Origin of the sequence: Pseudoalteromonas sp. McH1-42, assembly GCF_022347845.1 — a bacterium.
GTDB classification, from domain to species: Bacteria; Pseudomonadota; Gammaproteobacteria; order Enterobacterales; family Alteromonadaceae; genus Pseudoalteromonas; species Pseudoalteromonas rubra_D.
The window spans coordinates 26,733-52,208 of record NZ_JAKRFU010000027.1 but is presented as its reverse complement, the minus strand read 5'-3'; the positions used below and the strand labels follow the sequence as shown (position 1 = coordinate 52,208).

Annotated in this window: 24 protein-coding genes; 17 read left to right on the top strand and 7 right to left on the bottom strand. The window is 48.5% G+C overall.

Annotation, left to right across the window (positions count from 1 at the left end):
• The first annotated feature begins 83 nt into the window (after positions 1-83).
• The 11 genes from nrdR to MHN31_RS20570 all read left to right on the top strand — a co-directional run bounded on the left by nrdR (position 84) and on the right by MHN31_RS20570 (position 11,453).
• Complete coding sequence (gene nrdR, locus MHN31_RS20620; RefSeq protein ID WP_010382799.1) at positions 84-536, top strand: transcriptional regulator NrdR; 453 nt, start codon at positions 84-86, stop codon at positions 534-536.
• Positions 533-1,651: a bifunctional diaminohydroxyphosphoribosylaminopyrimidine deaminase/5-amino-6-(5-phosphoribosylamino)uracil reductase RibD gene (gene ribD / locus MHN31_RS20615; RefSeq protein WP_194868409.1), complete on the top strand. Its 1,119-nt coding sequence runs from the start codon at positions 533-535 to the stop codon at positions 1,649-1,651. The genes nrdR and ribD overlap by 4 nt, the downstream gene beginning before the upstream one ends.
• A 6-nt stretch (positions 1,652-1,657) precedes the next feature.
• Positions 1,658-2,314 carry a riboflavin synthase gene (locus MHN31_RS20610; RefSeq protein ID WP_010382796.1) on the top strand — a complete coding sequence of 219 codons (657 nt, stop codon included), beginning with the start codon at positions 1,658-1,660 and terminating at the stop codon, positions 2,312-2,314.
• Positions 2,315-2,346: 32 nt separating this feature from the next.
• Positions 2,347-3,459: a bifunctional 3,4-dihydroxy-2-butanone-4-phosphate synthase/GTP cyclohydrolase II gene (ribBA, locus tag MHN31_RS20605; RefSeq protein WP_125563545.1), complete on the top strand. Its 1,113-nt coding sequence runs from the start codon at positions 2,347-2,349 to the stop codon at positions 3,457-3,459.
• A gap of 116 nt (positions 3,460-3,575) precedes the next feature.
• The gene (ribE, locus tag MHN31_RS20600; RefSeq protein ID WP_010382793.1) at positions 3,576-4,040 is read left to right on the top strand and encodes a 6,7-dimethyl-8-ribityllumazine synthase; all 465 of its coding nucleotides are present in this window, start codon (positions 3,576-3,578) and stop codon (positions 4,038-4,040) included.
• An 11-nt stretch (positions 4,041-4,051) separates the two neighbouring features.
• Positions 4,052-4,462 (top strand): transcription antitermination factor NusB, encoded by a 411-nt coding sequence (nusB, locus tag MHN31_RS20595; RefSeq protein ID WP_010382792.1) that lies wholly within the window; start codon positions 4,052-4,054, stop codon positions 4,460-4,462.
• A 44-nt stretch (positions 4,463-4,506) separates the two neighbouring features.
• On the top strand, positions 4,507-5,466 hold the full coding sequence (gene thiL, locus MHN31_RS20590; protein WP_239445198.1) for a thiamine-phosphate kinase: 960 nt from the start codon (positions 4,507-4,509) through the stop codon (positions 5,464-5,466).
• 12 nt (positions 5,467-5,478) lie between these two features.
• Positions 5,479-5,964, top strand: coding sequence for a phosphatidylglycerophosphatase A (locus MHN31_RS20585; RefSeq protein WP_125563541.1), 486 nt, complete (start codon positions 5,479-5,481; stop codon positions 5,962-5,964).
• Positions 5,965-5,991: 27 nt separating this feature from the next.
• Positions 5,992-9,069: a ligand-binding sensor domain-containing diguanylate cyclase gene (locus MHN31_RS20580; RefSeq protein WP_125563539.1), complete on the top strand. Its 3,078-nt coding sequence runs from the start codon at positions 5,992-5,994 to the stop codon at positions 9,067-9,069.
• A gap of 196 nt (positions 9,070-9,265) precedes the next feature.
• Positions 9,266-9,571: an H-NS histone family protein gene (locus tag MHN31_RS20575; RefSeq protein WP_125563537.1), complete on the top strand. Its 306-nt coding sequence runs from the start codon at positions 9,266-9,268 to the stop codon at positions 9,569-9,571.
• Positions 9,572-9,716: 145 nt separating this feature from the next.
• A complete protein-coding gene (locus tag MHN31_RS20570; RefSeq protein ID WP_239445209.1) occupies positions 9,717-11,453 on the top strand; it encodes a DEAD/DEAH box helicase family protein in 1,737 nt (578 codons plus the stop codon).
• A 39-nt stretch (positions 11,454-11,492) separates the two neighbouring features.
• On the opposite strand, the gene MHN31_RS20565 is transcribed toward MHN31_RS20570, so the two are convergent.
• Positions 11,493-11,819 (bottom strand): ribonuclease E inhibitor RraB, encoded by a 327-nt coding sequence (locus MHN31_RS20565; protein WP_138538645.1) that lies wholly within the window; start codon positions 11,817-11,819, stop codon positions 11,493-11,495.
• A 182-nt stretch (positions 11,820-12,001) separates the two neighbouring features.
• Between MHN31_RS20565 and MHN31_RS20560 the strand changes: the two genes are divergently transcribed.
• Genes MHN31_RS20560 through MHN31_RS20545 form a run of 4 tightly spaced genes read left to right on the top strand, consistent with a single transcriptional unit; the run spans position 12,002 to position 19,221 of the window.
• Positions 12,002-13,738, top strand: coding sequence for an autotransporter assembly complex family protein (locus MHN31_RS20560; RefSeq protein WP_239445197.1), 1,737 nt, complete (start codon positions 12,002-12,004; stop codon positions 13,736-13,738).
• Positions 13,738-17,460 carry a translocation/assembly module TamB domain-containing protein gene (locus MHN31_RS20555; protein ID WP_239445196.1) on the top strand — a complete coding sequence of 1,241 codons (3,723 nt, stop codon included), beginning with the start codon at positions 13,738-13,740 and terminating at the stop codon, positions 17,458-17,460. Before MHN31_RS20560 ends, MHN31_RS20555 begins: the two co-directional genes overlap by 1 nt.
• Positions 17,460-18,398, top strand: coding sequence for a transporter substrate-binding domain-containing protein (locus MHN31_RS20550; RefSeq protein ID WP_239445195.1), 939 nt, complete (start codon positions 17,460-17,462; stop codon positions 18,396-18,398). Before MHN31_RS20555 ends, MHN31_RS20550 begins: the two co-directional genes overlap by 1 nt.
• On the top strand, positions 18,328-19,221 hold the full coding sequence (locus tag MHN31_RS20545; RefSeq protein ID WP_239445194.1) for a peptidylprolyl isomerase: 894 nt from the start codon (positions 18,328-18,330) through the stop codon (positions 19,219-19,221). Before MHN31_RS20550 ends, MHN31_RS20545 begins: the two co-directional genes overlap by 71 nt.
• Here the strand turns inward: MHN31_RS20545 and queF are convergent.
• Positions 19,208-20,053: an NADPH-dependent 7-cyano-7-deazaguanine reductase QueF gene (queF, locus tag MHN31_RS20540; protein WP_194868413.1), complete on the bottom strand. Its 846-nt coding sequence runs from the start codon at positions 20,051-20,053 to the stop codon at positions 19,208-19,210. The two genes, MHN31_RS20545 and queF, sit on opposite strands and share 14 nt — an antisense overlap.
• A gap of 61 nt (positions 20,054-20,114) precedes the next feature.
• Between queF and syd the strand changes: the two genes are divergently transcribed.
• Positions 20,115-20,660 carry a SecY-interacting protein gene (syd, locus tag MHN31_RS20535; protein ID WP_239445208.1) on the top strand — a complete coding sequence of 182 codons (546 nt, stop codon included), beginning with the start codon at positions 20,115-20,117 and terminating at the stop codon, positions 20,658-20,660.
• Positions 20,661-20,697: 37 nt separating this feature from the next.
• On the opposite strand, the gene MHN31_RS20530 is transcribed toward syd, so the two are convergent.
• The 3 genes from MHN31_RS20530 to MHN31_RS20520 form a co-directional block, all read right to left on the bottom strand.
• Entirely contained in the window at positions 20,698-21,471 is a 774-nt protein-coding gene (locus MHN31_RS20530) for a Zn-ribbon-containing protein (RefSeq protein WP_239445193.1), read from the bottom strand.
• 1 nt (position 21,472) lies between these two features.
• Positions 21,473-21,748 (bottom strand): hypothetical protein, encoded by a 276-nt coding sequence (locus MHN31_RS20525; RefSeq protein WP_239445192.1) that lies wholly within the window; start codon positions 21,746-21,748, stop codon positions 21,473-21,475.
• A 180-nt stretch (positions 21,749-21,928) separates the two neighbouring features.
• On the bottom strand, positions 21,929-22,156 hold the full coding sequence (locus MHN31_RS20520) for a DUF2789 domain-containing protein (protein WP_125563514.1): 228 nt from the start codon (positions 22,154-22,156) through the stop codon (positions 21,929-21,931).
• A 105-nt stretch (positions 22,157-22,261) separates the two neighbouring features.
• On the opposite strand from MHN31_RS20520, the gene MHN31_RS20515 reads away from it, so the two are divergent.
• A complete protein-coding gene (locus MHN31_RS20515; RefSeq protein WP_125563512.1) occupies positions 22,262-22,918 on the top strand; it encodes a GNAT family N-acetyltransferase in 657 nt (218 codons plus the stop codon).
• Positions 22,919-24,035: 1,117 nt separating this feature from the next.
• On the opposite strand, the gene MHN31_RS20510 is transcribed toward MHN31_RS20515, so the two are convergent.
• Both MHN31_RS20510 and MHN31_RS20505 read right to left on the bottom strand, forming a co-directional pair.
• A complete protein-coding gene (locus MHN31_RS20510) occupies positions 24,036-24,338 on the bottom strand; it encodes a DUF3301 domain-containing protein (RefSeq protein ID WP_010382772.1) in 303 nt (100 codons plus the stop codon).
• A complete protein-coding gene (locus MHN31_RS20505; protein WP_239445191.1) occupies positions 24,335-25,366 on the bottom strand; it encodes a DUF3549 family protein in 1,032 nt (343 codons plus the stop codon). Before MHN31_RS20505 ends, MHN31_RS20510 begins: the two co-directional genes overlap by 4 nt.
• Between the last annotated feature and the right edge of the window lie 110 nt (positions 25,367-25,476).

Here is a 25,476-nt window from a genome sequence, read left to right as displayed (position 1 = left end):
ATACTGGCAGCAATTGGCTCAAAGTGCGTTCTGAATTAACTGAAGCAGTTTGGGTTTTTATCTGTTTTTCATAGTGAGCTTTTATGCACTGTCCATTTTGTACGGCAAAAGAAACCAAAGTGATTGATTCACGATTAGTTGGCTCGGGTCATCAGGTCCGCAGGCGACGCGAGTGTATTTTGTGTCATGAGCGCTTTACCACCTTTGAAGGTGCAGAGCTGGTTATGCCCAGGGTCATCAAGCAAGATGGTTCCAGAGAGCCATTTAACGAAGACAAGTTACAAAATGGTTTGCATCGCGCGCTGGAGAAGCGCCCGGTGAGCACCGAGCAGATTGAAGAAGTGGTTCACCAGATCAAGTCTCAGTTACGGGCGACTGGCGAGCGGGAGGTGCCCAGCCAGCTGGTTGGTGAGTGTATTATGGAAGCATTGAAAAAACTCGACAAAGTCGCTTACGTGCGGTTTGCGTCGGTGTATCGTTGCTTTGAAGATGTGAAAGAGTTTGGCGAAGAAATTGCCCGACTGGGGGATGAATGAGTTTTACACAGGCCGATCATACCTATATGGCACGCGCCATTGAATTGGCTCAACAAGGTCGTTTTACCACCACACCCAACCCGAATGTAGGCTGCGTGATCGTTAATAATGGTGAGATTGTCGGTGAAGGGTTTCATTTGCGAGCCGGAGAGCCACATGCAGAAGTACACGCCCTGCGTGAAGCGAAAGCGCGAGCTCGGGGTGCAACAGCCTATGTGACACTTGAGCCCTGCAGCCATTACGGCCGCACTCCTCCGTGTGCAAAAGGTCTGATCGAAGCCGGAGTGAGCAAAGTCATTGCAGCCATGGTTGACCCTAACCCTGAAGTGGCGGGGCGGGGATTGGCGATGCTCAATGAGGCCGGGATAGAAACAGCCTCTGGGCTGCTGGAACAACAGGCCCGAGCACTGAACAAGGGGTTTTTAAAGCGCATGGAACACGGCTTGCCTTTTGTTGTCTGTAAGTTAGCAGCAAGCCTGGACGGTAAAACGGCACTGGGTAATGGTGAAAGCAAATGGATCACCGGCGAAGCGGCACGACGAGATGTTCAGCTTGGCCGGGCACAAAGTTGTGCGATTTTAACTGGCGCTGACACCGTGCTGGTCGACGATGCCCGGCTTAATGTGCGCGCACAGGAGCTGGCAGACATTGAGCGCCCTGTTGAACAATGGCGGCAACCGGTTCGGGTGATTATTGACTCGCAAAATCGTCTGCATCCTGAGTTAGCTTTGTTTAAAACCCCGTCTCCTGTCGTTATTTTGCGTTCAGACCTTGATAATCAACACAACTGGCCACATTTCGTAGAGCAAATTAAAATTAATAGCCATGCTGGTAAAATTGACTTGCATGCAGCGCTGAGCATGTTAGCTGAGCGTAATATCAATCAAGTCTGGCTGGAAGCCGGTGCAACACTGGCGGGTGCCATGCATCAACAAAGTTTGATTGATGAATATCTGATTTATCTGGCACCTAAGATCATCGGCACCCATGGTAAAGACTTGTTCAACAGTGCGCCGTTGGCGTCGATGAGTGAGATCACCGAACTACATATTGCAGAGGTCGTGTCGATAGGGACGGACATTCGCGTCACGGCACACAAACAACAAGGTAAGTAAGACATTATGTTTACAGGCATCATTGAAGCAACGGGCACATTGACAGAGCTAACGCTTAAACAGGGTGATCTCAGCGTGCGAGTTACCAGCACAACACTGGATATGAATGATGTGCAACTTGGCGACAGCATTGCCACCAATGGAGTGTGCCTGACCGTTGTTGAGAAGTTTGCTGACGGTTTTCGTGCCGACGTTTCAAATGAAACGCTGAAGTTAACCCGTTTCGGTGAATATCGGGTTGGACAAAAAGTGAATCTGGAAAAAGCCCTGCAACCGATCTCACGTCTTGGTGGTCATTTGGTATCTGGTCACGTCGACGGCATTGCTGAGGTGGTCGCCGTGCAGCCTAATGCACGCGCCACAGATTACTGGCTCAAAGCGCCAGCACAATTAATGAAATACATCCCCTATAAAGGCTCCGTGGCCATTGATGGCATAAGCCTGACTGTAAATGACCTGGATGGTGATAAATTCAAGTTGACGATAGTGCCACATACCGCACAGGAAACCACCATTGTCGACTTTAAGGTGGGAACCTTACTCAACCTGGAAGTGGATCAGATAGCACGTTATCTGGAAAGGTTGATCCAGGGTGAACCGGTTGCCACGCAGCAATCAACTCTCACATCTAGCTTGCTCGCCAAAGCTGGGTTTATTAAATAACTTGCCAATTACGACTTACTAACGGAAAGATTATGAGCTTAAACAGCGCACAAGAAATCATCGACGACATCAAAGCCGGTAAGATGGTCATTCTGATGGATGACGAAGACCGGGAAAATGAAGGCGATCTGATCATTGCGGCAGAGCATATTACGCCAGAAGCAATTAACTTTATGGCGACTTATGGCCGTGGCCTGATCTGTCTGACAATGACGCAGGAACGTTGCCAGCAGCTTGATTTACCGCTGATGGTTAAAAATAACGGCGCTCAGTTTTCAACCAACTTCACCATGTCGATAGAAGCGGCAAAAGGGGTGACAACCGGTATTTCAGCGGCCGATCGTGCCCGTACTGTGCAAGCGGCAGTAGCCAAAGGTGCGGTGCCTGAAGACATTGTGCAGCCAGGTCATATCTTTCCAATTATGGCACAGCCCGGTGGCGTTCTGACTCGCGCCGGTCACACTGAAGCGGGGTGCGATTTAGCCCGCTTAGCCGGTCTTGAAGCGTCTTCTGTGATTGTTGAGATCCTCAACCCGGATGGCACCATGGCGAGACGCCCTGAGCTGGAAGTCTTTGCGAAAGAGCATGACATTAAAATTGGCACCATTGCCGATTTAATCGAATATCGTAATCTTAATGAGACCACGATTGAAAAAGTCGCGCAGTGTAAATTACCGACTGAATTCGGTGAGTTTGACCTGGTTACTTACAAAGACACCATAGATAACCAGTTGCACTATGCATTACTCAAGGGCGAAGTCAGTGCGGATGAGGCAACATTAGTTCGGGTTCATTTACAGAGTACATTCAATGATACATTGCTTTCCGATCGCAGTGCCGATCGCAGCTGGACCTTGCATGGGGCAATGAAATACATCGCCGACAATGAAGGTGTGTTGGTTATTCTGGGCAAACAAGAGAAAACCGAAGATCTGGAACAGCTGGTCAAGGCATTTGCAGCAGAAGATGCCGGAGAGAAGCCGAACTATCGCAAATTCCAGGGCACTTCCAGAACCGTCGGTGTAGGTTCACAAATCCTCGCTGATCTGGGGATCAGCAAAATGCGCCTGATGAGCTTACCGAAAAAATATCACGCCCTGTCAGGTTTCCACTTAGAAGTCGTCGATTACGTCGAACCTCAATAATTTACGAATAACAGCACGAGCGCCTGTTGGGGATTTCCCTGTAGGCGTTTCGTCTTTTTCTATGCTATTATGCGCCTCAATTTGGCAATTGCTTATACTAGATTAGGAATCATCTAATGAAAATCATCGAAGGTAATAAATACGCACCAGGCAAGAAATTTGCCATTGTCATCTCTCGTTTTAACGACTTTATCGGCAGCAGCTTGTTAGAAGGCGCGGTTGATGAGTTAAAGCGCACAGGTGGCGTAAAGGATGAAGACATCACAGTTGTGTATGTACCGGGTGCGGTAGAATTACCTTTAGCGGCAAAACGTGTTGCAATGAAGAAAGAACACGATGCCATCATTGCATTAGGTGTCATCATCCGTGGTGGTACGCCTCATTTCGACTTGGTTGCAAATGAGTCTAACAAAGGCCTGGCGAGCGTGTCTCTGGACTACGATATCCCGGTTGCCTTTGGTGTGTTAACCACCGAAAGTATTGAGCAGGCCATCGAACGTGCGGGAACCAAAATGGGCAATAAGGGTGGCGAAGCCGCGCTTGGTGCACTAGAAATGGTGAACGTGCTAGAGCAAATTTAAGAGGAATCTCAGTGAAACCAGCAGCTAGACGTAAGGCGCGTGTCCTTGCCCTTCAGGCAGTATATTCTTGGCAGCTAAGTGGCAACCCCATTGCTGATATCGAGCAGCAGATGCTGATCGAAAATGACGTTTCAAAGGTTGATGTAGAGTACTTCAAGGATCTGGCTCGTGGTGTTGCAGTGAACTGCAAGCAGCTAGATGAATTGATGACGCCGCATTTATCTCGTCCATTTGACGACCTGGATATGGTTGAAAAAGCCGTATTACGCGTCAGCATTTACGAGTTAAAGTTCCGCGAAGACGTCCCTTACAAAGTCGCCATTAACGAAGGGATTGAGCTGGCGAAAATGTTTGGTGCCGAAGACAGTCACAAATTTGTCAACGGCGTACTGGACAAAGCGGTTAAGATAATCCGCAAGTAATCTAGACCGTGAGGAGAGCCGGCATAGGCCGGCTTTTTTATTGTATGAAGGAATTTGAATTAATCAATCATTACTTCAAGGGGCGTGGTATTGCGCGTCGTGATGTAAAGGTTGGCATTGGTGATGATTGTGCCATAGTGACGGTTCCTGAAAAGCACCAACTTGCCATTACGACAGACACCCTGGTTGCCGGTGTTCATTTTTTCGAAGACATTCCACCCAGAGCCCTTGGCCATCGTGCATTGGCCGTTAACCTCAGTGATTTGGCTGCCATGGGCGCTGAGCCAACCTGGATCTCCATTGGACTGACCTTACCCGAGGTTGATATGGACTGGCTGGAAGCGTTTACCGAAGGGATGCATGAAATTGCTGAATACTATAATGTTCAGCTGATTGGCGGTGATACGACACAGGGTCCGCTGACCATCACCATTTGTGCCAAGGGGATTATTCCTAATGATAAAGCACTGACACGCTCTGGTGCTAAAGTGGGTGACTGGATCTACGTGACCGGCGAGCTGGGTGATGCAGCGCTGGCTATCGAAGCACGTAAGCGGCAGCTGGTACTTGAGGATAAGCAAGCAAAGCGGCTTGAAGAAAAGTTGCATTTCCCGACTCCCAGAGTGGCGGCAGGGCAGGTTTTACGTGGCATGGCAACAGCCTGTATTGATATTTCAGATGGCTTACTGGCTGACTTACAGCACATCCTGAACAAGTCCGCAGTCGGGGCCATCATTAATATCGAAGATGTGCCTGTTTCACCAATTATGCAACAATTGCAACCTGAATCTTTGCGTCATGAGCTAAGTCTGGCTTATGGCGATGACTATGAGTTGTTATTTACCGTCAACGACAGCAATAAAGGGGCTGTCGAAGCACGACTGCGCCAGTATGGCGTTGAGCCTGTGTGTATCGGTCAGGTCACGGCTTCAGCGGGTAAGCTTGAGTTGTTCAATGCGGGCGAAAAGTGCCCCTTGCCGCGCAGTGGTTATCAACATTTTTAATGAGGAGCAGGTTTGAATAAGCCGTTATCATTCAACCTCAAACGCCCGCACCACTTTTTAGCTTTGGGGTTCGGTTTAGGACTGGCGCCCAAAGCGCCGGGTACTTTTGGTACCCTGGCAGCATTGCCATTTATTTTGCTGACAATGGGACAGCCCTTGTGGTTACAAGTGGCCCTGGCGGTCGTTATTAGCCTGGCTGGTTTTTGGATTTGTGGTAAAACCGCTCGGGATGTCGGGGTACATGACCATCCAGCCATTGTATGGGATGAAGTTGCCGGGTTTTATATTACCATGGTGGGTGCTGCAATCAGCTGGCAGTCTCTGTTGGTTGGCTTCTTGCTGTTTCGCTTTTTTGATATCGCAAAGCCTGGTCCAATCAGATTATTAGATAGAAAACTCCATGGTGGTCTTGGGATCATGGCGGATGACCTGCTTGCCGGGATATTTTCATTGATTTGTCTGCAAGCTTTGTTTAAAACAGGGGTCCTGGGCGGCTAATTTTTTACGGGTACGAAGAGGGAGCCTATGCGATTTATACTTCTACTGTTGCTGTGTATATTTACCACCGGCGTGAATGCGGCAATTAATGATTATGTTGTTAAACAGTGGAGTATGCAAAACGGGCTGCCGTCGCAAAGTATAAAAAGTGTTGTACAGGATCAGCAGGGTTATATCTGGCTAGGGACACAGTTCGGCTTAAGTCGCTTTGATGGCTTGCAGTTTAGCAATTATACGACCCAAAACAGCACGTTTCTCGACAGCAATGCGGTCAATAAGATTTTCGTAGACCGATTTGGCATGTTGTGGATAGGTACCCGCCGGGGTGTGACCCGTTTAAATCCACAGACGCTGGTCGCAGAGCGTTTTGACGTTCAGGGTGAAGTCAGAGATATTCTCGAAGACCACAATGGCAATATCTGGGTCGCGGCAAATGGCTTATATTACGTGTCGGCCAAACGCCTTACTCTGGCCGAAAATAACCTCGATAGTAAAAAACTCTCCCTGACGCATATCAGCCAAATCGTTGGCTCTGTAACCAAAATGACCTCTTCGCCGCAAGGGATTTGGCTGATCAATGAGCGCCATTTACTGCGGATCAGCGAATCGCAATCTATGGGTTCCAATGATATGCGACTGGAACTGTCGAGCAAAGTTTCATTACCCCGACAGTTAGCGCAGACCAATATCCATGACCTTGCCTGGATAGACGGTAAGCTTTTCCTGGCTTCTCAGTTGGGAGCATACTTTCTTGATTTCGATGAAGTGTTGCGGCGCTACGATGAGATTGGCAATAACGCGACTTATAAATTTTTAAGTGATCAGCAAGGCGGCATGTGGGTCTCCACATACGGGCGGCTGTTGTACAAAGAAAGTGGTGGTCAGTGGCAATATGTTGAGTTGGCACAGCTGGATCAAGGGATCTGGTTTACAGATATCTTTATCGACAACGACTCAAATGTGTGGATGGCCAGTATCAATGAAGGCTTGTGGTTGGCGCATGCTGGCAGAGTAGAGCGTTTCGCCGTTGGGACGCAGCGCGAGCAGGCCGTTTCTGCTATTACGCAAGACCTGCAGGGAAATGTTTGGGTTGCAACCCGTGAAGGTGTCGGTCGGTTGGATGGCAACGATAACTTTGAGCCGGTGATCAGTGCAGAGCAGCTCAAAGGGGTTGAGATCCATGATATGGAGTTTATTGGCGAACGTTTGTTTCTTGGCACCGGTCGTGGTGTGGTTATTTATGAAGATGATAAATTACTGGCTATCCCTAATCGAGAATTTCGTCAGACTCAGGTCTTTACACTGACCCCCTCCAATCAAGGTGGATTATGGCTAGGCACCGGGCGTGGTCTATATCGGCTCGATTACAGTGGACTGACACCTTTCACTTATAATGCCTTTCTTGGCAGCCAGTTTATTACCTATGTCGTCGACTTCCCTCGCTTTGGTTTTATTGGCACCGACAAAGGGGCTTATAAATATAATGAACGTGGCATCGAGAAGATAGGCGGACAGACGTCCCTTGAGTCTGCTTATGTCACCAGCATTTTACACATAGAAGGCAGCGCCACTCTGGTGGGGACCTTTTATGATGGCCTTTATTATAGAAGCCAGGATGGAGACTGGCATCAGCTGGATGCTTCTCACGGACTACCTTATGGCCCGATTCTGTCATTGCATTTCGATAAATCCCAGGAGCTCGTTTGGGTGAGTACCATGAAAGGGGTGTATCGGATGCCGGTGGCGCAGTTTAGTGAAGCTGTGCAGAACCTGCAGGTTGAACAGGTGATCAACCCCTTTGACAGGCAACTGGATGGGGTGCCGAGCCAATGTTGTACCGGGCTGGGGCATGATGCTGTGGTTGAGCAGGATGATTATCTCCTCTATCCCAGCCTGCAAGGCATAGTGCGGATCCCGAAAAAGGTGCAATTGTTTAGTGCTGCTGAATTGGCACCCAAATTTGAGAGTATCTCTACGGCATACAGAAACCTGACACCAGACAGACTTGAGGGCCCGGTTGAACTCGACACCAGCGAGCGTGATTTGACGATTCGCTACACGGCTATCGATTTTTATGCACCGCAAAGTATCGAGTTTCGCTATAAACTGGAAGGACATGATGCCCAGTGGCGTGATGCACAGTCACGTCGCGAAGCCATATATACGAATTTACCGCCAGGCGATTTCACCTTTTTATTACAGGTGAAGCGCCGTGGTCAGGACTGGCAACAGGCACATAATCTGTCGCTGAATTTGCAATTGCCTCAGCGGTTTGATGAAACGGTGTTTTTCCGTTTGATTATCACCTGTGGTTTCATGTTTTTGTTCTATCTGGTGTTCTGGGTGTTCCGTACTCAGGAGCGACGTAAACAGGCTGCACTGGAAGCGCTGGTTGCTGAGCGTACGACCGAACTGAGAAAAGCCAACGACAAATTGAATCAGGTGAATACGCAACTGAAACTGGTGAGCCACTCAGATGAGCTGACAGGGCTTCGCAGTCGTCGCTTCTTATTTGATCAGCTTCCTAAGGACATTGAGCACTATCAGCGCAATGCACAGTCATTGCGTCAGCAGGATAAGAGCCTGGTGCTGATGATCTTAAACATAGATAGTTTCAGTAAAATCAACGATGCCTATGGTCCAATTGGCGGAGATAGCTGTTTGCAGCAGCTTGCAACCTTGCTCAATACCCGTACGCAGGGCTCAGATTATGTGGCGCGTTGGAGCGGTGATGAGTTTCTGCTGCTTTTGCGAGATTTTAAATGTTCTGAGGTTGAGCGATATGTCAGTGAGTTATGTAAAGCAATTGCCCAATTTGACTTTAAGCTACCCAATGGTAAGTCACTAAATCTGAGTGTCTCTGTGGGTTGGTCTTTCTATCCACTGCCCTTGCTGGGAGGACAGGTGATCGGCTGGGAGGCCTCGGTTAACCTGGCTGATATCGCATTACATGAAGTAAAACAGCGCGGTGGAGATGGCGCTGCGACCATTACTTTTGATGAACAACTGGATGCTTTTGAGTTTGAGCAAAGTCAAAATGTGGAATCTCAACTCCAGTTGCTGCAGTCGAATGGTCTGGCTGAAGTAAAAGTGTGGATGCGTTAGCCTGGGTTGCTATGCTGTCTTTGTGCCTAAGAGTGGAAAATGTTCTGGCGCTGTGTCTAATATTGAGTAATTATCAACAGGCATTATAAATTTAATCACTTTTAATTTGAAATGAGATAAATATAATATACTCTCTATATATCGAGCTTAATTAACTTAGAAAATTCTAAATTCAACAATCTATGAGAGTAATCCAATGCGTGAAATAAGATCTTTTATAAAGACTGCAAGTTACAGTGATTTGAATAAAGCGCTGGAGCTGATCCAAGCTGCTATTGATGAGCAAGCAAAACAGGAAGAAGCCAAAAAAGAAGTTTTGGCACTGATTAAAGAAAAAGGATTGTCTTTAGAAGATTTTGCTTCGGAAAGTGCGACAGATAAGCGTAGCAAGGTTCGTCCAAAATACCGAATTGAAAAAGACGGTGAAGTATTTGAATGGACTGGTCGCGGTAAAACACCAAAGGCGTTTGTTGGCGTTAATTTAGAAGATCACAAAATCTAATTGTGAGCGTCTAAGGCCAGTCACTGTATTTCAAAGGTGACTGGCTTACTACTATTTAAGTGGACAAGTATTCGGTTCACTCTCATATCCTGCCTTATTCCACCTTTGTCTTTTTCCTAATTCGTTAATATTCTCAGGTGTTCCTATTTACACGTTAAGACCTTATCAAGAAGAAGCTGTAGCTAATACCATTGCGCATTTTAGAAAGTCCGATGACAGTGCGGTTATTGTATTACCAACAGGAGCAGGTAAAAGCCTGGTGATTGCACAGTTAGCCCGACTGGCGAAACACAAAATTCTGGTGATGACACACGTAAAAGAGCTGGTTGAGCAAAACGTCCAGAAATATCAAAGCTATGGTTTAAACGCGAGTATTTACTCAGCGGGTTTAAAACAAAAAGAGACGCTTCATCAGGTAACGTTTGCCAGTGTTCAATCACTGGCTCGGAATTTAGAAGCGATAGACACTTTTTATTCTTTGCTGATTATCGATGAGTGTCATCGCGTCAGCGGTGAGGAAGACAGTCAGTATATGGCGGTGATTGAACGCTTGCGACAATTTAACCCTGCTCTAAAGCTTTTAGGGCTGACTGCAACGCCTTATCGGTTAGGCAGTGGCTGGGTGTATCGAAATCACTATCATGGCTTTGTTCGGGGCAGTGAAAATAGCCCTTTCCACCGTTGTATTTATGAATTACCACTGCGTTATATGATCAAGCATGGTTATCTCACTCCACCTAATAAACTCGATCCGGCAGTAGAAAATTATGATTTCTCCGCGCTGAATAGCAATGCGTTTGGTCGTTACAGTGAAGCGGATATGAATCAGCTGTTGCAGAGTAATACACGGGCCACCAAAAGCATTATTAATCACGTCGTATCATTGAGTAAAGAGCGTCATGGGGTGATGATATTTGCTGCGACCGTATTACATGCTAAAGAGATCATAGGTTATTTACCGACAGAGCAAACCGCTTTGGTGATTGGTGATACGGATAACCGGGAGCGGGATGACATCATTGCTGCTTTTAAACGTCGAGAAATAAAGTATTTGGTGAATGTGTCTGTATTAACTACGGGGTTTGATGCACCTCATGTCGACGTCATTGCGATCTTAAGGCCCACCGAGTCTGTCAGTTTATATCAGCAAATTGTGGGCAGAGGTCTGCGCCTCAGTGAGGGCAAAAAAGACTGTCTGGTGATTGATTATGCAGCCAATGAATTTGATTTGTTCCATCTTGAAGTCGGCAGTAAGAAACCGAACTCAGACAATGAACCTGTTCAGGTGTTGTGCCCTGGCTGTGGCTTCGGCAATGTTTTCTGGGGTAAATATGATGAACAGGGGCGAGTTATAGAGCATTTTGGCAGACGTTGCCAGGGGTTGTTGCAGGATGATGAAGGCAACGAGCAACAATGTGACTATCGTTTTAAGTTCAAGGAGTGTGACAGTTGTGGTGCCGAGAACGATATCGCGGCCCGTCAGTGCCATAGTTGTGGGGTGATGCTGGCAGATCCCGATGACAAGCTGCGCGCGGCGTTGAACTTAAAAAACGCCATGGTGATACGTTGTAGCGGATTAAGTGGTGAAGTGATTAAGGCGCAAGTGCTGAAAATCACTTATTTCGACGAAGACGGAGCCAGCGTCAGTGAAGTGTTTGATTTTTCAAACCCTAAAAGTCGACATTATTTTGTTCGCCAGTATGAAAAGCACTGTCGGACTGGCGTTAACGTGAAGGCATGGACAGAGGCAGCACAGGTGGATGCCACTGTGTTATCGGCACCGGATTTTGTGATTGCGCGACAACATAAAAAGTATGGCTGGCAGGTGAGCGAGAAGATTTTTGATTATCAGGGCAGTTATCGCACCGCGGATAAGAGCTAAGCTGGGCTTGCTGTTATCCGCGACCAAAACACGCGAGCATTACTCTGCGAGGATCCCCCAGCCATCACCGTAGCCTTCGTGGCTGTTCGCGATAGACTCCAGGTATTGTTCGGTTTGGTTTAAAAGCTGGTGATCTGGCACCATAGTCACAGACGTCACAACTTCCCACACGCCAGTATCCGGGCAGGTATCCAGCTTAGTTTTGGGTGCCAACTCATCAGCAGATATGGCACTCATAAAGCGTTCTGCGTCGGCTTTTTGTTCAAACAAGATAAAAAAATCGATGCTGTGCATCTGGGTGAGATCTACACCGGCTGCAGCAATTTCAGACAGAAGCTGGCCGTTGTCATCATCAGGGAATTGCATAATCGTACTCAAGTTAAAATAGCTGGCGATATTGTCCGCTATCCAACACAAAATAAAAAGCACTGACCGCAAAAATTTGTATGCATGCGCATAAAAATAACACAGTAATGAGCCTAACCACGCCATGTCAGCGTCAACTTGCTGTGGTATTATAATGCCATTGTGATTTATAGGGTTATTTAGTGCGTTTATCTGCGTTTAGTACCGTTCTTGTTGTGCTACTTTTTTCATTTCATTCCTTGGCTATAGCGTCGTCTGGTATCTCAGAGTTTACCATCCACAGTGCCCCTGACAGCGCTGAGTTGACTGATGAAGCAAGGGACAATGTCATACGGTTTATGGCTTCGTATGTGGGTAAACCTTTTACGCCGCGCAGAACTAAGCTTATAAATAAAGATGTTACTAAGGCATTGCAGGCACTTGGATATTATCGCCATACGCTCTCTGTGGTATTTGACCCTCAGACTCGCGGTGTCGCATTACATCTGGATCCCGGGACACCCTTGTCCTGGCACAAAGTCGAGATCTCCCTCCAGGGGGTTGAAGATGAAACCCTACGCAGCCGTTTAATCGCGGGTGCAATCCAGGCGGGCGAGCAAGTCAGACATGATCAGTATGAAGCCACCAAAGCGCAAATAGAAAGCTTGCTGCTGGAGCTGGGCTATTTTGATTTTCAATGGCAGAAAAAGCAGCTGACGGTAGAGCCTGAGTTGCAGCAGGTTTCTGCTACCTTAGTCCTTTCAGCTGGTCCCCGCTATCGCTTTGGTGCGCTGCGTTTGTCATCTGAGTCAAAAGCAATAGACTTTGCCAGAGCGCTGAGCCCGTTTCAGCCTGGTGAGTTGTATGCTGCGGATAAATTGTCTGAGTACAATCTGACATTAAATGAAACCCCCTATTTTCAAAGTGTTCGGGTATATCCTTTGCTTAAAGCCAGGCAAGAGGGGGAGGTCCCTATCCGTGTTGAGCTGGTCGATAAACCCGCCAACAGCTATGAAGTTGGTGGGGGATATAGCACTGAGTTGGGGGCAAAAGCGCGCTTTAAATGGAGTAAGCCCTGGATCACTGACGGGGGACATTCGATGACCTCAGATCTCAATGTGTCTCAGCGTCAGCAGGATATCAGTGCGGCTTACACTATCCCGATGAGTGACCCCAATAGCGATGTATTTCGCGTTCTTGGTGGTTATCAGTTACAAGATGATCTGACCGAAGGGGTGGATACCAAAACCTGGAATATCCAGGTTCAGCGTCAATGGCTGACATCCGGCAACTGGGTGCGTACTGCTTTTTTAAAACGTGAACATGAAACCAGTGAACAAGATGGTGAGGTACTTAAGACTGAAATGCTGATCCCGGGGATTAGCTATGCGAAAAAGCAAACGCTGGGTGGAATGTTGCCTTACTGGGGGAATGAGCGACTGATCTCGGTCGAGCTGGCCAGTGACTCCGTGATCTCTTCAACGTCTTTACTCAAAGTTCGCTGGAGAAACGCCTGGTTGCGAAACCTGGAACAGCGGCACTTTTTTTTGACGCGTCTTGAAGTCGGTGCGATTGTGGCAGATGACATTGCGGCTGTACCTTTTAATATGCGCTTTTTCGCCGGTGGCGATCAGAGCGTACGAGGGTTTGCCTATCAGTCGGTTGCTCCTCGAGATGCGGATGGTAAGTTGCTGGGGGGCAAATACCTGGCGACCGCCAGTGCTGAGTACAATTATCAGTTATTGCCTAACTGGCGTGTAGCGCTGTTTGTTGATAGCGGTACGGCGACGGATGATTTTAAAGAGAAATGGGCATTGGGAGCCGGCTTCGGGCTGCGTTATCTGACACCAGTTGGACCAATCCGGCTGGACCACGCCTGGGGGCTGAGTAAAGACAGCAAAAGTACCCGTTTAAGTATTGTGATTGGACCGGAGATGTAATGGGATTGAAAACCTGGCTGCGCCGCATTAGCTATGCTGTCCTTGGTGTATGTGTGACCGCATTTTGCCTGCTATTTACCTTACCCGGTCACAAGTTCGTTATCTGGGTGGCCAACCACAGTGTCTCCGGTTTACAGATCAGCTCGCCGCAGGCACGTTTATTGTCTAATGCTGTGCTGGATATCCGGTTTGAAAACGAACAGCTTGTTTTTGACGCGCGTCAGCTAAGTCTGTCGCTTGAATGGTTTAGCTGTGCAACCCTGTGCCTCTCTGGCCGTGCCGACGAGGTGACGTTGCATCTGACTGAGCAAGGGAATGCTCAGCCTGGCACTACAGGCACTGAGCCAGCGTCTGGGCTAGCTCCTGTGACCGTGCCTTTCTCAGTTGCCATCGAGCAATTGACACTGGACGTTGCAGATATCAAAGCAGCGGGATATCAGATAGATCTTAATGAAATGATGCTGACTGCGCGCATTGATGAGCAGGTTATGCAGGTTGGTCAGTTTGCACTGCGCAGCATACAAGTCACACAAACTGAAGCGCCAGCACCTGCCGCGCCTTTCGTTATGCCGACAGAGATACCAGCGCTATCCTTGCCAGCCATACGCCTTCCAATGGCCGTTGATCTTGAACAACTGACTATAGGTGAGCTTGTTTATCAATCTTACGGGGGCGATACTCAGGTACTGAATCAGTTAGCATTAAGCGCAGGTGCTCAGCAGTCCGAATTATCGATAAAGCGCTTGTCGATGGCTTATCTCGCACATCAGCTGGTAGCCACAGCGCAGGCTGACCTGAGCAGCTGGGCTGTATCGGGTACGCTTGACTATCAGCATCCGGATTATCAAAGTGCGGCCTCATTTAAAGGTGATTTGCAGCAACTTGAACTGGTTGCGGATACGACAGGTCTGGTGCAAGGCAAAGTCGTATTAAGTGTGACTCCAGCAGTTCCAAACTGGCCGTTTTCACTGGATGTTCAGGCTGGGCAATTTGCGTTTGATGCGGATAACACGCTGCAGCAGCTGATGCTAAGTGCTTCGGGGACAGCGGATGACTATCAGTTTACAGCGAATGCCAATGTGGTGCTGAGCGAACAGCTGGCCGTGCCGGATAATCAGCTCACTGTGAAACTGGCTGCCAATGGAGGCCTGACAGCATTGACGCTGGAAGAAGCTCAGGTAGCACTGGGAGAAGCGTATACGCAACTGAATGCTCAGGTGAGCTGGCAAGAAGGGCTTCGCAGTCAGTTACAGGGGGAGCTATACAGGCTGCCTTTAGGTGCCTGGCTTGAACTGGATGAGACTGAGCTGTCGGGCGCTTATCAGCTCGAGTTTACTCGGCAGGATCAGCACTGGCTGGCACAGGTCGATGAACTCACACTTTCTGGCAAGCTGGCTGCATTGCCTCTAAAAGTGATGGTCCGAGGCGAAGTAAATAGTAACTTACACGGTGAGATCCAGGCTGCTCAGCTTAGTTATGGGCAAAGTCAGGTTATGTTGTCAGGCAAAGCCGATAAACAACTGGACTTGCAAGGTGAGCTGACCTTGGCCCATGAACGAAATACGCTTTTGCCTGTGGATGCGCACCTGTCAGGGCTGTTTACGGCGACCGGACCGATTGGTATGCCAAAGCTCACATTGAACAGCCAGCTGGACAAACTGGTCTATGAGGACACTGCGCTTGACGGCGGTACACTGGCACTGACGGTGGATATAGCCAAAAATTGGTTGACGGATTTGCGTGTCTCTTTGCCGGCTGTGACGCAGGGTGAGTTACCCGAAACGGCACTTAGTGTGATGGTGCAGGGTGATCAAAGTCAGCATCAGCTGAGGGTGCAAGTTGACAATAGCGGCGGCAGTGCCGAGCTGGCCCTGAGTGGGCAGTATGCTCAGCAAGCCTGGGCAGGTCAACTTGATACTGGTCTGTTACGCATAAACAATAGCGAACTGGCGTTGGTGGCACCTGCGCGTATTCGGGCTAAAGACGGGCAAGTGGAGATAGGGCGTCAATGCTGGACACTGGCACCCGGTCAGCTTTGCTTCGCGGCGCAGCAGGGGGCTCAGGGCCAAGCCAGCGTAGAGTTGCAGCAACTAGACCTGGCGCATTTTAATCCGTTACTTAGTAACGTGGCGCAGCTACAAGGCTTATTATCGGGTCATGCAAAGGCAAACTGGTCACAAGGTCAGTTACAGGCGTTGGATGGGCAGCTGGATATGTCTGACGCTCAGGTTATTCTACATGGCGCTGTTGCTGAGCAGCTCGATGATGGTGAGGACAGCGTTGCGCCGACCTTACCTCTTGAAATAGAACGCTTTGCACTGACACTCAACAGTGATGCACAACAAGCCAAAACGGCCTGGCAACTGGCGCTCAAAAAGTTAGGTCATTTCAATGGCGAACTGGAGATGCCATTGCAGGCAGAGACACGTTCTATGCGCGGTTTTGTCAACATCGCAGGCATAGAGCTTGATAAGTTTAAGCCTTTGCTCCGCCGTCTGTTGTGGCCCGATCTGGAACTGGCTGGCACTATCGCCGGTCAGATAGGCATCGATGGTGCACTGTCTCAGCCGCAGCTGAATGGGCAGCTCAGAGTCACGGATGTTCAACTAAAAGCCAGTGAAATTCCGATGGCCATCAGCGATTTAGACCTTGATATACAATTGAGTGGCCAGCAGGCTCTGCTCCATGGTGAGCTACACACGTTGCCCCGAGGTCAGCTTACATTCACCGGCGAGATCGATTGGCATGCCGCTATGGCGGCGAAATTGCGGCTCAATGGCGAGCGCCTGACACTGATGCCACAGCCAGGTATCGAACTGGATATTTCGCCCGATTTGTCACTGAGCTACAACGGCCAGTATGCTGAGTTATTGGGATCGGTCAGTGTCCCTTATGGACGTATCGAGATAGAAGAATTGCCAGAAGGGGTTGTTACTGTGAGTGACGATCAGGTCATCATTGATGGCGCTAATCCCAGTGCCAGTGAGTCTGCTCAGATAGTGGATTATCGGCTCGACCTGGATGTCAGTTTGCTTGATGATGTCAGAGTCAAAGCGATGGGGCTGGATGCTTATCTGGCAGGTGAGTTATCGCTGGAAAAACAACTCGCTTCAGCCATGCTGGCCAGCGGTGAGATTAATCTGCGAGAAGGACAATATAAGGCATTTGGTCAGGATTTGAGCATAGAGACTGGTCAGCTGGGTTTTAATGGCCCATTGGATAAGCCTTATATCAATGTGCGTGCGATACGCAACCCAGATACCACAGCCAATGGCGTGATTGCTGGTGTTGAAGTGAAAGGCAGCATTCGCAGCCCGGAGCTGGTGATTTACTCAGAGCCCGCGATGGATCAGGCACAGGCGCTGGCTTATTTGCTCAATGGGCAGCCATTGGGTGAGGGGGAAAGTAATAACAATACCATGCTGGCACAGTTTTTATTGTCGCAGAGTATCGATCGCAGTAAGGGTTATTTCGCCAAAGCGGGAGAGACGATAGGGGTGAAGGATGTGAATTTGACCGCCAAAGGCAGCGGAGACGATACTCAGGTTGAAGTATCTGGCTATCTGACGCCCAGTGTACAGGTGAGTTACCGGGTCGGGGTATTTGCATCGCTCAGCGAAGTGGCAGTGCGGTATCGTATTTTTTCAAAGTTTTATATTGAAGCCACCAGCGGTTTATATAAGAGTATTGATCTGCTGTATAAGTTTGACTGGGACGAATGATGCGCCGTTTTTTGTTGCTACTGATGCTCTGTATCTCCGGCTCTGCCACGGCCTCTCGTGCTATTGGGCCGCTTGAGATCCGTGTCACTGCGGGCGCCAACCCTTATGTGACTGAGTTACTGGCACTGGCACTGTCTTATCAACCCAGACCTGTGACATTTAAGCCAATTGTCGGGATCCCGACACAGAGTCGGGCATTGCGTTTGCTCGGCAAACCATCGGGCATTGATGTGTTTTGGTCTGTGACCAGTAAGGTGCGTGAGCAGCAAGCCCTGGCTGTGCGTATCCCACTGGTTAAAGGTTTGCTGGGCTATCGTGTGTTGTTCATTGCTGCCAGCCGAGCGGCGGACTTTGTGGATATTAAGCATTGGGGGCAGTTGCAGCCTTTGTTGTTTGGGCTGCGTCATGACTGGCCTGACAGAGCGGTGTTCGAACGCAACGGGTTACAGGTGGTGGCTTTCCACGATACCGAAAAAGCCATGACTATGCTCAGTAACAAACGCCTGGATGTCGTGCCGCTAGATATTCTGGCTGCCAATGACTTTCCTTCACGCACTGATATTATGGTGCAACCCAGTCTATTAATTAGTTATCCCTCAGCAGTTTATCTGTTTGTCGATAAAGCCAATATTCAGCTTCGTGATTTGCTGCAAGCAGGCCTTGAGCAAGCGATTGCGGATGGCTGTTTTGAGCAGCTATTTCGTCGCCATTTCGCGGATCAGCTAACACAACTCGACTTGGCTGGGCGCACTCACCTACGCTTGCCGAATCCAACCTTGTCTGCCGAGACACCTTTGTCGCGCAGCGAATTGTGGTATCAACCAGGAACATATAATGACAATAATAATACGCAAAATAACATCAAGGATGAGCACAGCAGCGCTGTTGCTCCTCGCACTCACTGCCTGTCAGGCAACCGACAAACTGGCACAAACTGATAGTGTTAATGTACCTCAGACGACACCAGCCCCTGCTGAGATCATCGCACAGGCAGGCGATGCGGATTGGCGGTCAGTACCATTGGAGCACATCCTTAAGATTACTTTGCCAACGGGACCCGTTTATGTCGAACTAAATCCGCAGCTGGCGCCCGGCCATGTGGAAAATATTAAAGCGCTGGCGCGAGAGGACTTTTACCGTGACTTGACTATGTATCGCTTTGTTGAAGGTTTTGTCGCACAGGGTGGAGATCAGAGCGACGAGAAACACCCGCTCAAGGGGTCAAAAACTATTCCGGCTGAGCTTTTCCTGGCAACTGCAGAGCCTCAGGAGATCACTCCCTTAAACTTGGTCGATGGTTATGCACCACGGACCGGGTTTTTAAATGGGTTTGCCGTAGCACAGAACGACAAAGGGACACGTACCTGGCAGACCCATTGTCCGGGTACTTTTGCGATGGCGCGGCAAAATAGCGCTGATAGCGGGGGCAGTGAATTCTATTTCACATTAACAGCACAACGGTATCTGGATTTAAATACCACGGTTTTTGGCCGAGTGTTAGCTGGTATGGAACATGTGCAACGATTGCGCAGACAACCTGAAGAAAACCAGCCTTTTAACCCTATTCTTGGCGTTGAGGTATTGGCGGATATTCAGCGTACCGACAAGCAACGTTTTCGGGTGTTCAATACCCATAGTCATGCATTTCGGGCTTTGATTGCAGCGCGCAAGAATCGCCCTGAAGCCTGGTTTTTACACCAGGCCAACCACACCGATGTTTGCGCTGTCAGTGTGCCGATTGAAGCGTTTACTGACGATTGATCCGGACATTAAAGGTGGTCTGATTTTGTTCGCTGGAACGGAACGGATTGATGTCCAGGCCACCACGACGCGTATAACGTGCATACACTTCCAGCTTGGCGGGGTTGAGCGCGCGCAGCAGATCGCAGTAGATGCGCTCTACACACTGTTCATGAAATTCATTGTGATCACGAAATGAGATCAGGTAACGTAGCAATGATTCACGACAGATTTTCGCCCCTTCATAGCGGATAACAATACTTGCCCAGTCTGGCTGAGAGGTGATCAGGCAGTTAGACTTTAACAAGTGGCTGTGCAGGGTTTCACTCACTTGCTGGTCGTTTTCCAGAGTTAATAAGCCATCGCGCGGGCTGTAATCATCCACAGTAATGTCTAATTCATCAATGCACTCTCCAGGCAGGGCTGAAAATGGCAGGCAGTTGTGGTCGTCAGGGCCGTACAAGGTCACTGTAACATCGCACTGGGCCGCTTTGGAGAGATCCTGCTGTAATGTGTCACGTACCGCCTCAAAGCTGGCGAATTGACTCTGATTGAAGCTGTTCAGATAAAGTTTAAATGACTTAGACTCGATAATATGACTGCTCTGGCAAGGGAACACAAACCGGGCGATGGCCACCTGGGGTTTACCTTTTGTATTCAGCCAGGACAGCTCATAACCATGCCAGATATCTTCACCAAAAAATGGCAATGCCTGCTCATCAACGGCTATCTGATCACGATTAAGCTTGCGCGCGATAGGGTGAAGCAAGCTTGGCTCGTACTGACTGGCGTATTCGGTGGTTTTACCCAGCACAGAGGCTTTTAACTCCGGGGCGTTATTGTAGTCTGTCATGTTGATCCATTAGTAGTTACAATGGCTCCGATTATAGCGAATAATGAGCGAAAATAGCAGTATGAGCGTGAGCACTTTGATCCTCGAACTTCATGATAAATTTGCCAACTCGGTACAGCAGACCCACGGTCACTGGCCATTGATCGAGCATGATGCACAATGGCCCAGCCCGTGTGAAACCGGTGAGCCAAGAGGCGATGGCCTGATTGCCTGGCAAGCCGTGTCCAGAAATCCGGGCGGTGATTTGACTGCACTGGCCAGTGCGCTGGAAACTCAGTTTAGCCCTGAGTTAAATGCGTTTTATGGCACAGCGTATGGTGGCAATATTGTGGCTACGCTGGATGGAGAAGAGGTTGAACTGCTGCAGGCCTGGAATGAAGAAGATTTCGAGCGCTTGCAACAGAATATCACCGGGCATGTGTTAATGAAGCGTCGCCTGAAGCAAGCTGATACCGTTTTTATTGGTTTAACTGCGCAGGAAGATGTCTTAATTACAGTGCAACTCAGTACGGGTGAAGTATGTCTTGAACGCGTGGGTAAGACGCCACATACAGTGCTGGCGCCCAGTCTGAGTGCGTTTCTGGCTCAGCTGATCTCGCAGTTTTAAGCTATATCAGGAGGTGGCGAGGCCACCTCTTGCGTCTTTACTGAAAATCCCAGGAAATATTGGAAACCAGTTCACAGGCATCACATTTGAAATCGAAAATGCCAAACCAGGGCTCATCTAATGCCCACTGCGCACCGCAGCTCGGGCACAAGCGTGCTTTTTCCTGTTCCAGGCTTTCACCCCCAACCCGGTACAAGTAATAATAAACCGGTTTTTTAGTGAGATAGCGGATCCGTTTACTGAGATCCAGGCCCCGACGGGTGAGGTCGCTGTCCAGGCTGGTCAATTCATTGAGAGCGGCAAACTCGCAGCGTGTTGCACCATTAATCTGGATCTGATCACAGGCCTGCCAGTCTTCTTGCCATTTTATTAGTGCTTTATAATCGCCATTGGCGATGGCCGGGATCTTATACAGAGGCACTGGCTGAAAATCATCACCACAATACAACGGACTACAGGTGTGCACATAGGTTGTATAGAGAATATAGCTGGACGGAGACTGGCATTGATCAGCGCCATTGGCATGAATATCCTGACCTATCACTTTGACTTTAGGTGCTAACAATCCCGCCTGCTGAAGTTGATCAATGGCGTGCTTAACGAATGGGCTGTGATGCAGAGGATGCAGTGCATCTTCAAGTGGACACATTACCCGAGTGATAAAAAAGCCTTCTTTCAAAACGGTGGGAAATTCATCGCCAATGATTTGGCCGTTGAAACGCAGCGCGTTAACCACTCGGTTGATTGCCTGCTCTGCTTGCTCAAGCGTAGTGTCCTGATAACAGTCAAAAGTGAGATCAACAACGAACATCTTAACGAGACTCCAGCAGAGCGAGTAATTTATCCAGTTTCGCCTCAATGCGATCTAACTGTGTCTGCGCGTTATCCTGTGATGCTGGTTGTGCGTTCTGTATTGGTTGATCGTCCAGTGTTGACAGCAGATCGGGGTTATTTTTATAAGCCGTCAGTCCCGCAATGATCAAGGGCATTGCAACGGGCTCAGCCAGTTTGGCTTTGGTGGTGGCAACGGTAGGGGTTTTGCCTTGCGCAACGAGTGTGGCAATTGCGTTTAAAACTGCGGGGTGCATAAAGCGGCCTCTGGAAATTAAAACTTAGCGCATTGTATCACCTAAGCTGCCACAACATCACCAGTAAAAAGGTGCATCTCGTGTTTGTGAGATGACATATAGCGCTTTTCAATGTCACATGTGTTTAGCACTGCACATGCAGGGTAATGCTCCGGTTATCGTCAGTGTGGCCAGCTTTGTTCAACGTAATCTTGCATCCAGCTCATCGATTATTTCACTCCAGTCAGCATCTTCTCTGAGTGACTCTTCAATGAAGTGCTTTTGTCCTTCGTTCCAAAACGGGGCTTCTGCCAAAAGCATATCGCTGGGCAGTGTGTGCTGACTAAAGAATGCCTTGATGCCAGCATCACTGTTGTCTAATCCAAGCTGAGCGAATAAGTTTTTTAGGTTATGTGCACTGGTGTCCATATGCCCTCTGGTTGTTTAAAAAGTACGCTATAACTATAGTAGATTTACAACACCGACCAAGAAAAAATCGTCGGATAATCACAACAAAAAACACAAGGACTTACCATGACAAACTCAACAACCAGTGCGCAGCTAACCATTAAACATTTATCCCCGGAAGACAGCAGAGTGGCGGCCAGCTTGCTATACAGAGCCTACCATGATGACAAGTTATTCAAAGATGTACTGGGTGGTGCGGATGAACAAACCTATGAATCTCGGCTCCGTGCTTTGATCCGTGAGGAGTTATCCTGTTTTGGCCAGTCCGCTCAACCTTTAATCGGTCTTTACCAGGAAGAAGACTTACTGGCGATTGCCTGTGTATTTGAAGCTCAGACAGAGCTACAAGCATCGCGACGTTGGGACTGGCGTTTGCGATTAATGATGAGCGCTGGATATTTACAAACTCAGCAATTAATAGACAAAGAGAAAACCATACGTGAAGCATTGGCAGATTGCGGGCACTATTATTTTCTCTCGTTTATTGCCGTAGAGCCGCACTATCAGGGTCAAGGATTGGGTCATCATTTACTGGATGCATTGGACGAATTAGTTAAAGAAAATCCGTTGGCCAGTGGTCTCGGGGTATTTGTGTCTGAAGCCGAGCAGAACTTCTTTTTTAGTCAGCATGGCTATGAAAAACTTCAGGTTTTAACCTTCAAATCAGTACAGGGTGAACTGCTGTTTAAAAGTCGAACCGCCATTATGGAAAAAAGCCTGTGAGACTTTTCTCACATGAATGTAGGTCAAGGCGTTTTAGTATCAGTGTTTTAACCCTCTGTAATAAGTTAAGTTGTTGAAATTTAATGTTTTTGTTAATGTTTCAAGAAGGTGACGAAAAAAAGTGTGAGAAAAAGCGCCTTTTCCATTATTCAGGATTGCGTAAACTTAATCGTGTTCAAGGACGGAAGGACATCAGTGCCAGGAAAGGGTGAAGTGGATAGAGTCAGGATGACTCAGGAAACATCAGGATGATGTTTAACAGCGGAAGTCAGGAGCGCTTAGGATAAGCGAAGTGGATAGAGTCAGGATGACTCAGGAAACATCAGGATGATGTTTAACAGCGGAAGTCAGGAGCGCTTAGGACAAGCGAAGTGGATGGAGTCAGGATGACTCAGGAAACATCAGGATGATGTTTAACAGCGGAAGTCAGGAGCGCTTAGGATAAGCGAAGTGGATGGAGTCAGGATGACTCAGGAAACATCAGGATGATGTTTAACAGCGGAAGTCAGGAGCGCTTAGGGTAAGCGAAGTGGACAGAGTCAAGGGAGACTCGGGTAACATCAGGATGATGTTTAACAGCGGAAGTCAGGAGCGCTTAGGATAAGCGAAGTGGACAGAGTCAAGGGAGACTCGGGTAACATCAGGATGATGTTTAACAACGGAAGTAAGGAACGCTTAGGATAAGCGAAGTGGACAAGGCCAGGATGGCTTAGGACACAAAAAGGACGTTGTTTATAAAAGGAATAGGGAAGACAAGTCGAGCGGTGTGACAGAGTTTACACAAGTCGACAAAGGATGTGCTTGGATGCGGTAAGGATATCTACAGGATGTAACCTATCGGATGAAGTCAGGGAAGAAGATCGGGTATGTCAGGATGTATACCCGTTCAGGGGATGATGAAGCTTGGCGGCTTGCTAGTTTGTTGTAGGCAGAGGAATTGGATACCTCCCAGGAAATTCGTCAGATTGGGGCGTAGCGCAAGGGTTACGCCTTGGTTTTTTGCTTTGTGAAAGTACACTTCAAAACCATTCTTTAATCTCACATCTCACCATTATCACACTGACCATGTGTGACCGTTCGGAAAAACGCACTTTAATCTGTCACCCGACTATGGAAATTACAGCATGCGGTGGGGTGGAACATCCATTTTTTTCAGACGGAGGTTCTCAAGATGCATAGTGCCGGTGTAAGCACTTTGCTGATCTGAGCTGAATTCAAACGCAAATTGGCTTTTTATTCCCAGTTTTCCATTACTCAGTACACCGAGCCTGCGTTTAACACAGGCGACACTGAGTAACTGGACATTGAGCTTTTCTGCTTGTCCTACAGCGTGTTGTTGTGCCGCTTCAGCAATCTGACGGCCAAACCAAAATGACGCAATGATTGCGCCAATAAGAATAAAAAGCCAAAGAGTGATCATCGTTTAAATAGCCTGCCTATTGCTCTGGACAGTGTTTCACTGCGATTTTCTGTTCTAAGTAGAGCTAAGACATGTGGGCGCAATGTCGGAATTGCAACCAGATCGGCGAAAATGCTTTCAAATAAGCCGTCCACCTCAGTGTTATGTGCCGCACTGTCCATGAGCTTAATGAGCCTAGTGGAGTCAGTCAGTGTTTCCCAACAGCGCCCGGTAATCGTGAGTTGCAGATCGGCCTGGGCAGCCAGTGGTGAGTCTAATATAGCATCAACAGCATCAGCGATGAGCCCGAGACTATGGCTACCCGATAATGCTCTGAGATGATTGATACACGCAGTCAAGTCTTGATCGTTCACGGCTTGTTTCAGGCCAGCCAATAAGTGCTCGGTTAGCTCAACACCAATGGCAACATGTTCTAACATGGCCGCCAGAGGCGACTGAACTTCCTTGGGTAATTGTGACCAGTGTGTCTTGAGATTGTTCTGGTTGTTACCATGCTCCAGGCGCATGGCAAAGTCAGCCAGACCTTGTACTGCCAGGTTTTGCCACTGATCTAACCCCAGTTTTCCAGCGATATAGAGCTCGGCATATTCATAGTACTGAGACGCAGGGCGCTTGAGCTCGGTTTTCAGCAACGCATTAAACGCGGCCAGTTTATTGGCATTAGGTGCATAGACATAGGGGTTGTTATCCAGCTTACCTTGCGCCGCTTCGCCGGTGAGCTGAGTGCCTAAGGCATCGATGACCATAGAGGCAAAGTGGTCACGGCTGGCAGCAACCAGTTTACTCTGTTCATCCAGGGGGAGCTTCAAAAACCACACATAGGGGTCCTGAGTGGCCTGGTTGTCCCAAAACTGAATCGCTAATAATGCGTGGCCAGCGAGTGGGTAAGGGTAGGGCACCTGAGTGGTTTCTATTTGCGCAAACTGCTTTTTATCGATTTTGGTTATGCGACGGCCAATATCATAGGCGCGCCATTGCGTGCCTGCTGAAGTTAGTAGTTCACCTAAAGTCGTAATTTGCGCTGTCATTTTCATCTCACTTAATTGCGTTGAAGCGCGATTATAACTTTATTCTTGGTGACTGATAAGGGTGACCATAAAGATACAAACGCCCGGGTCGGATCGGGTATAATGAGGCT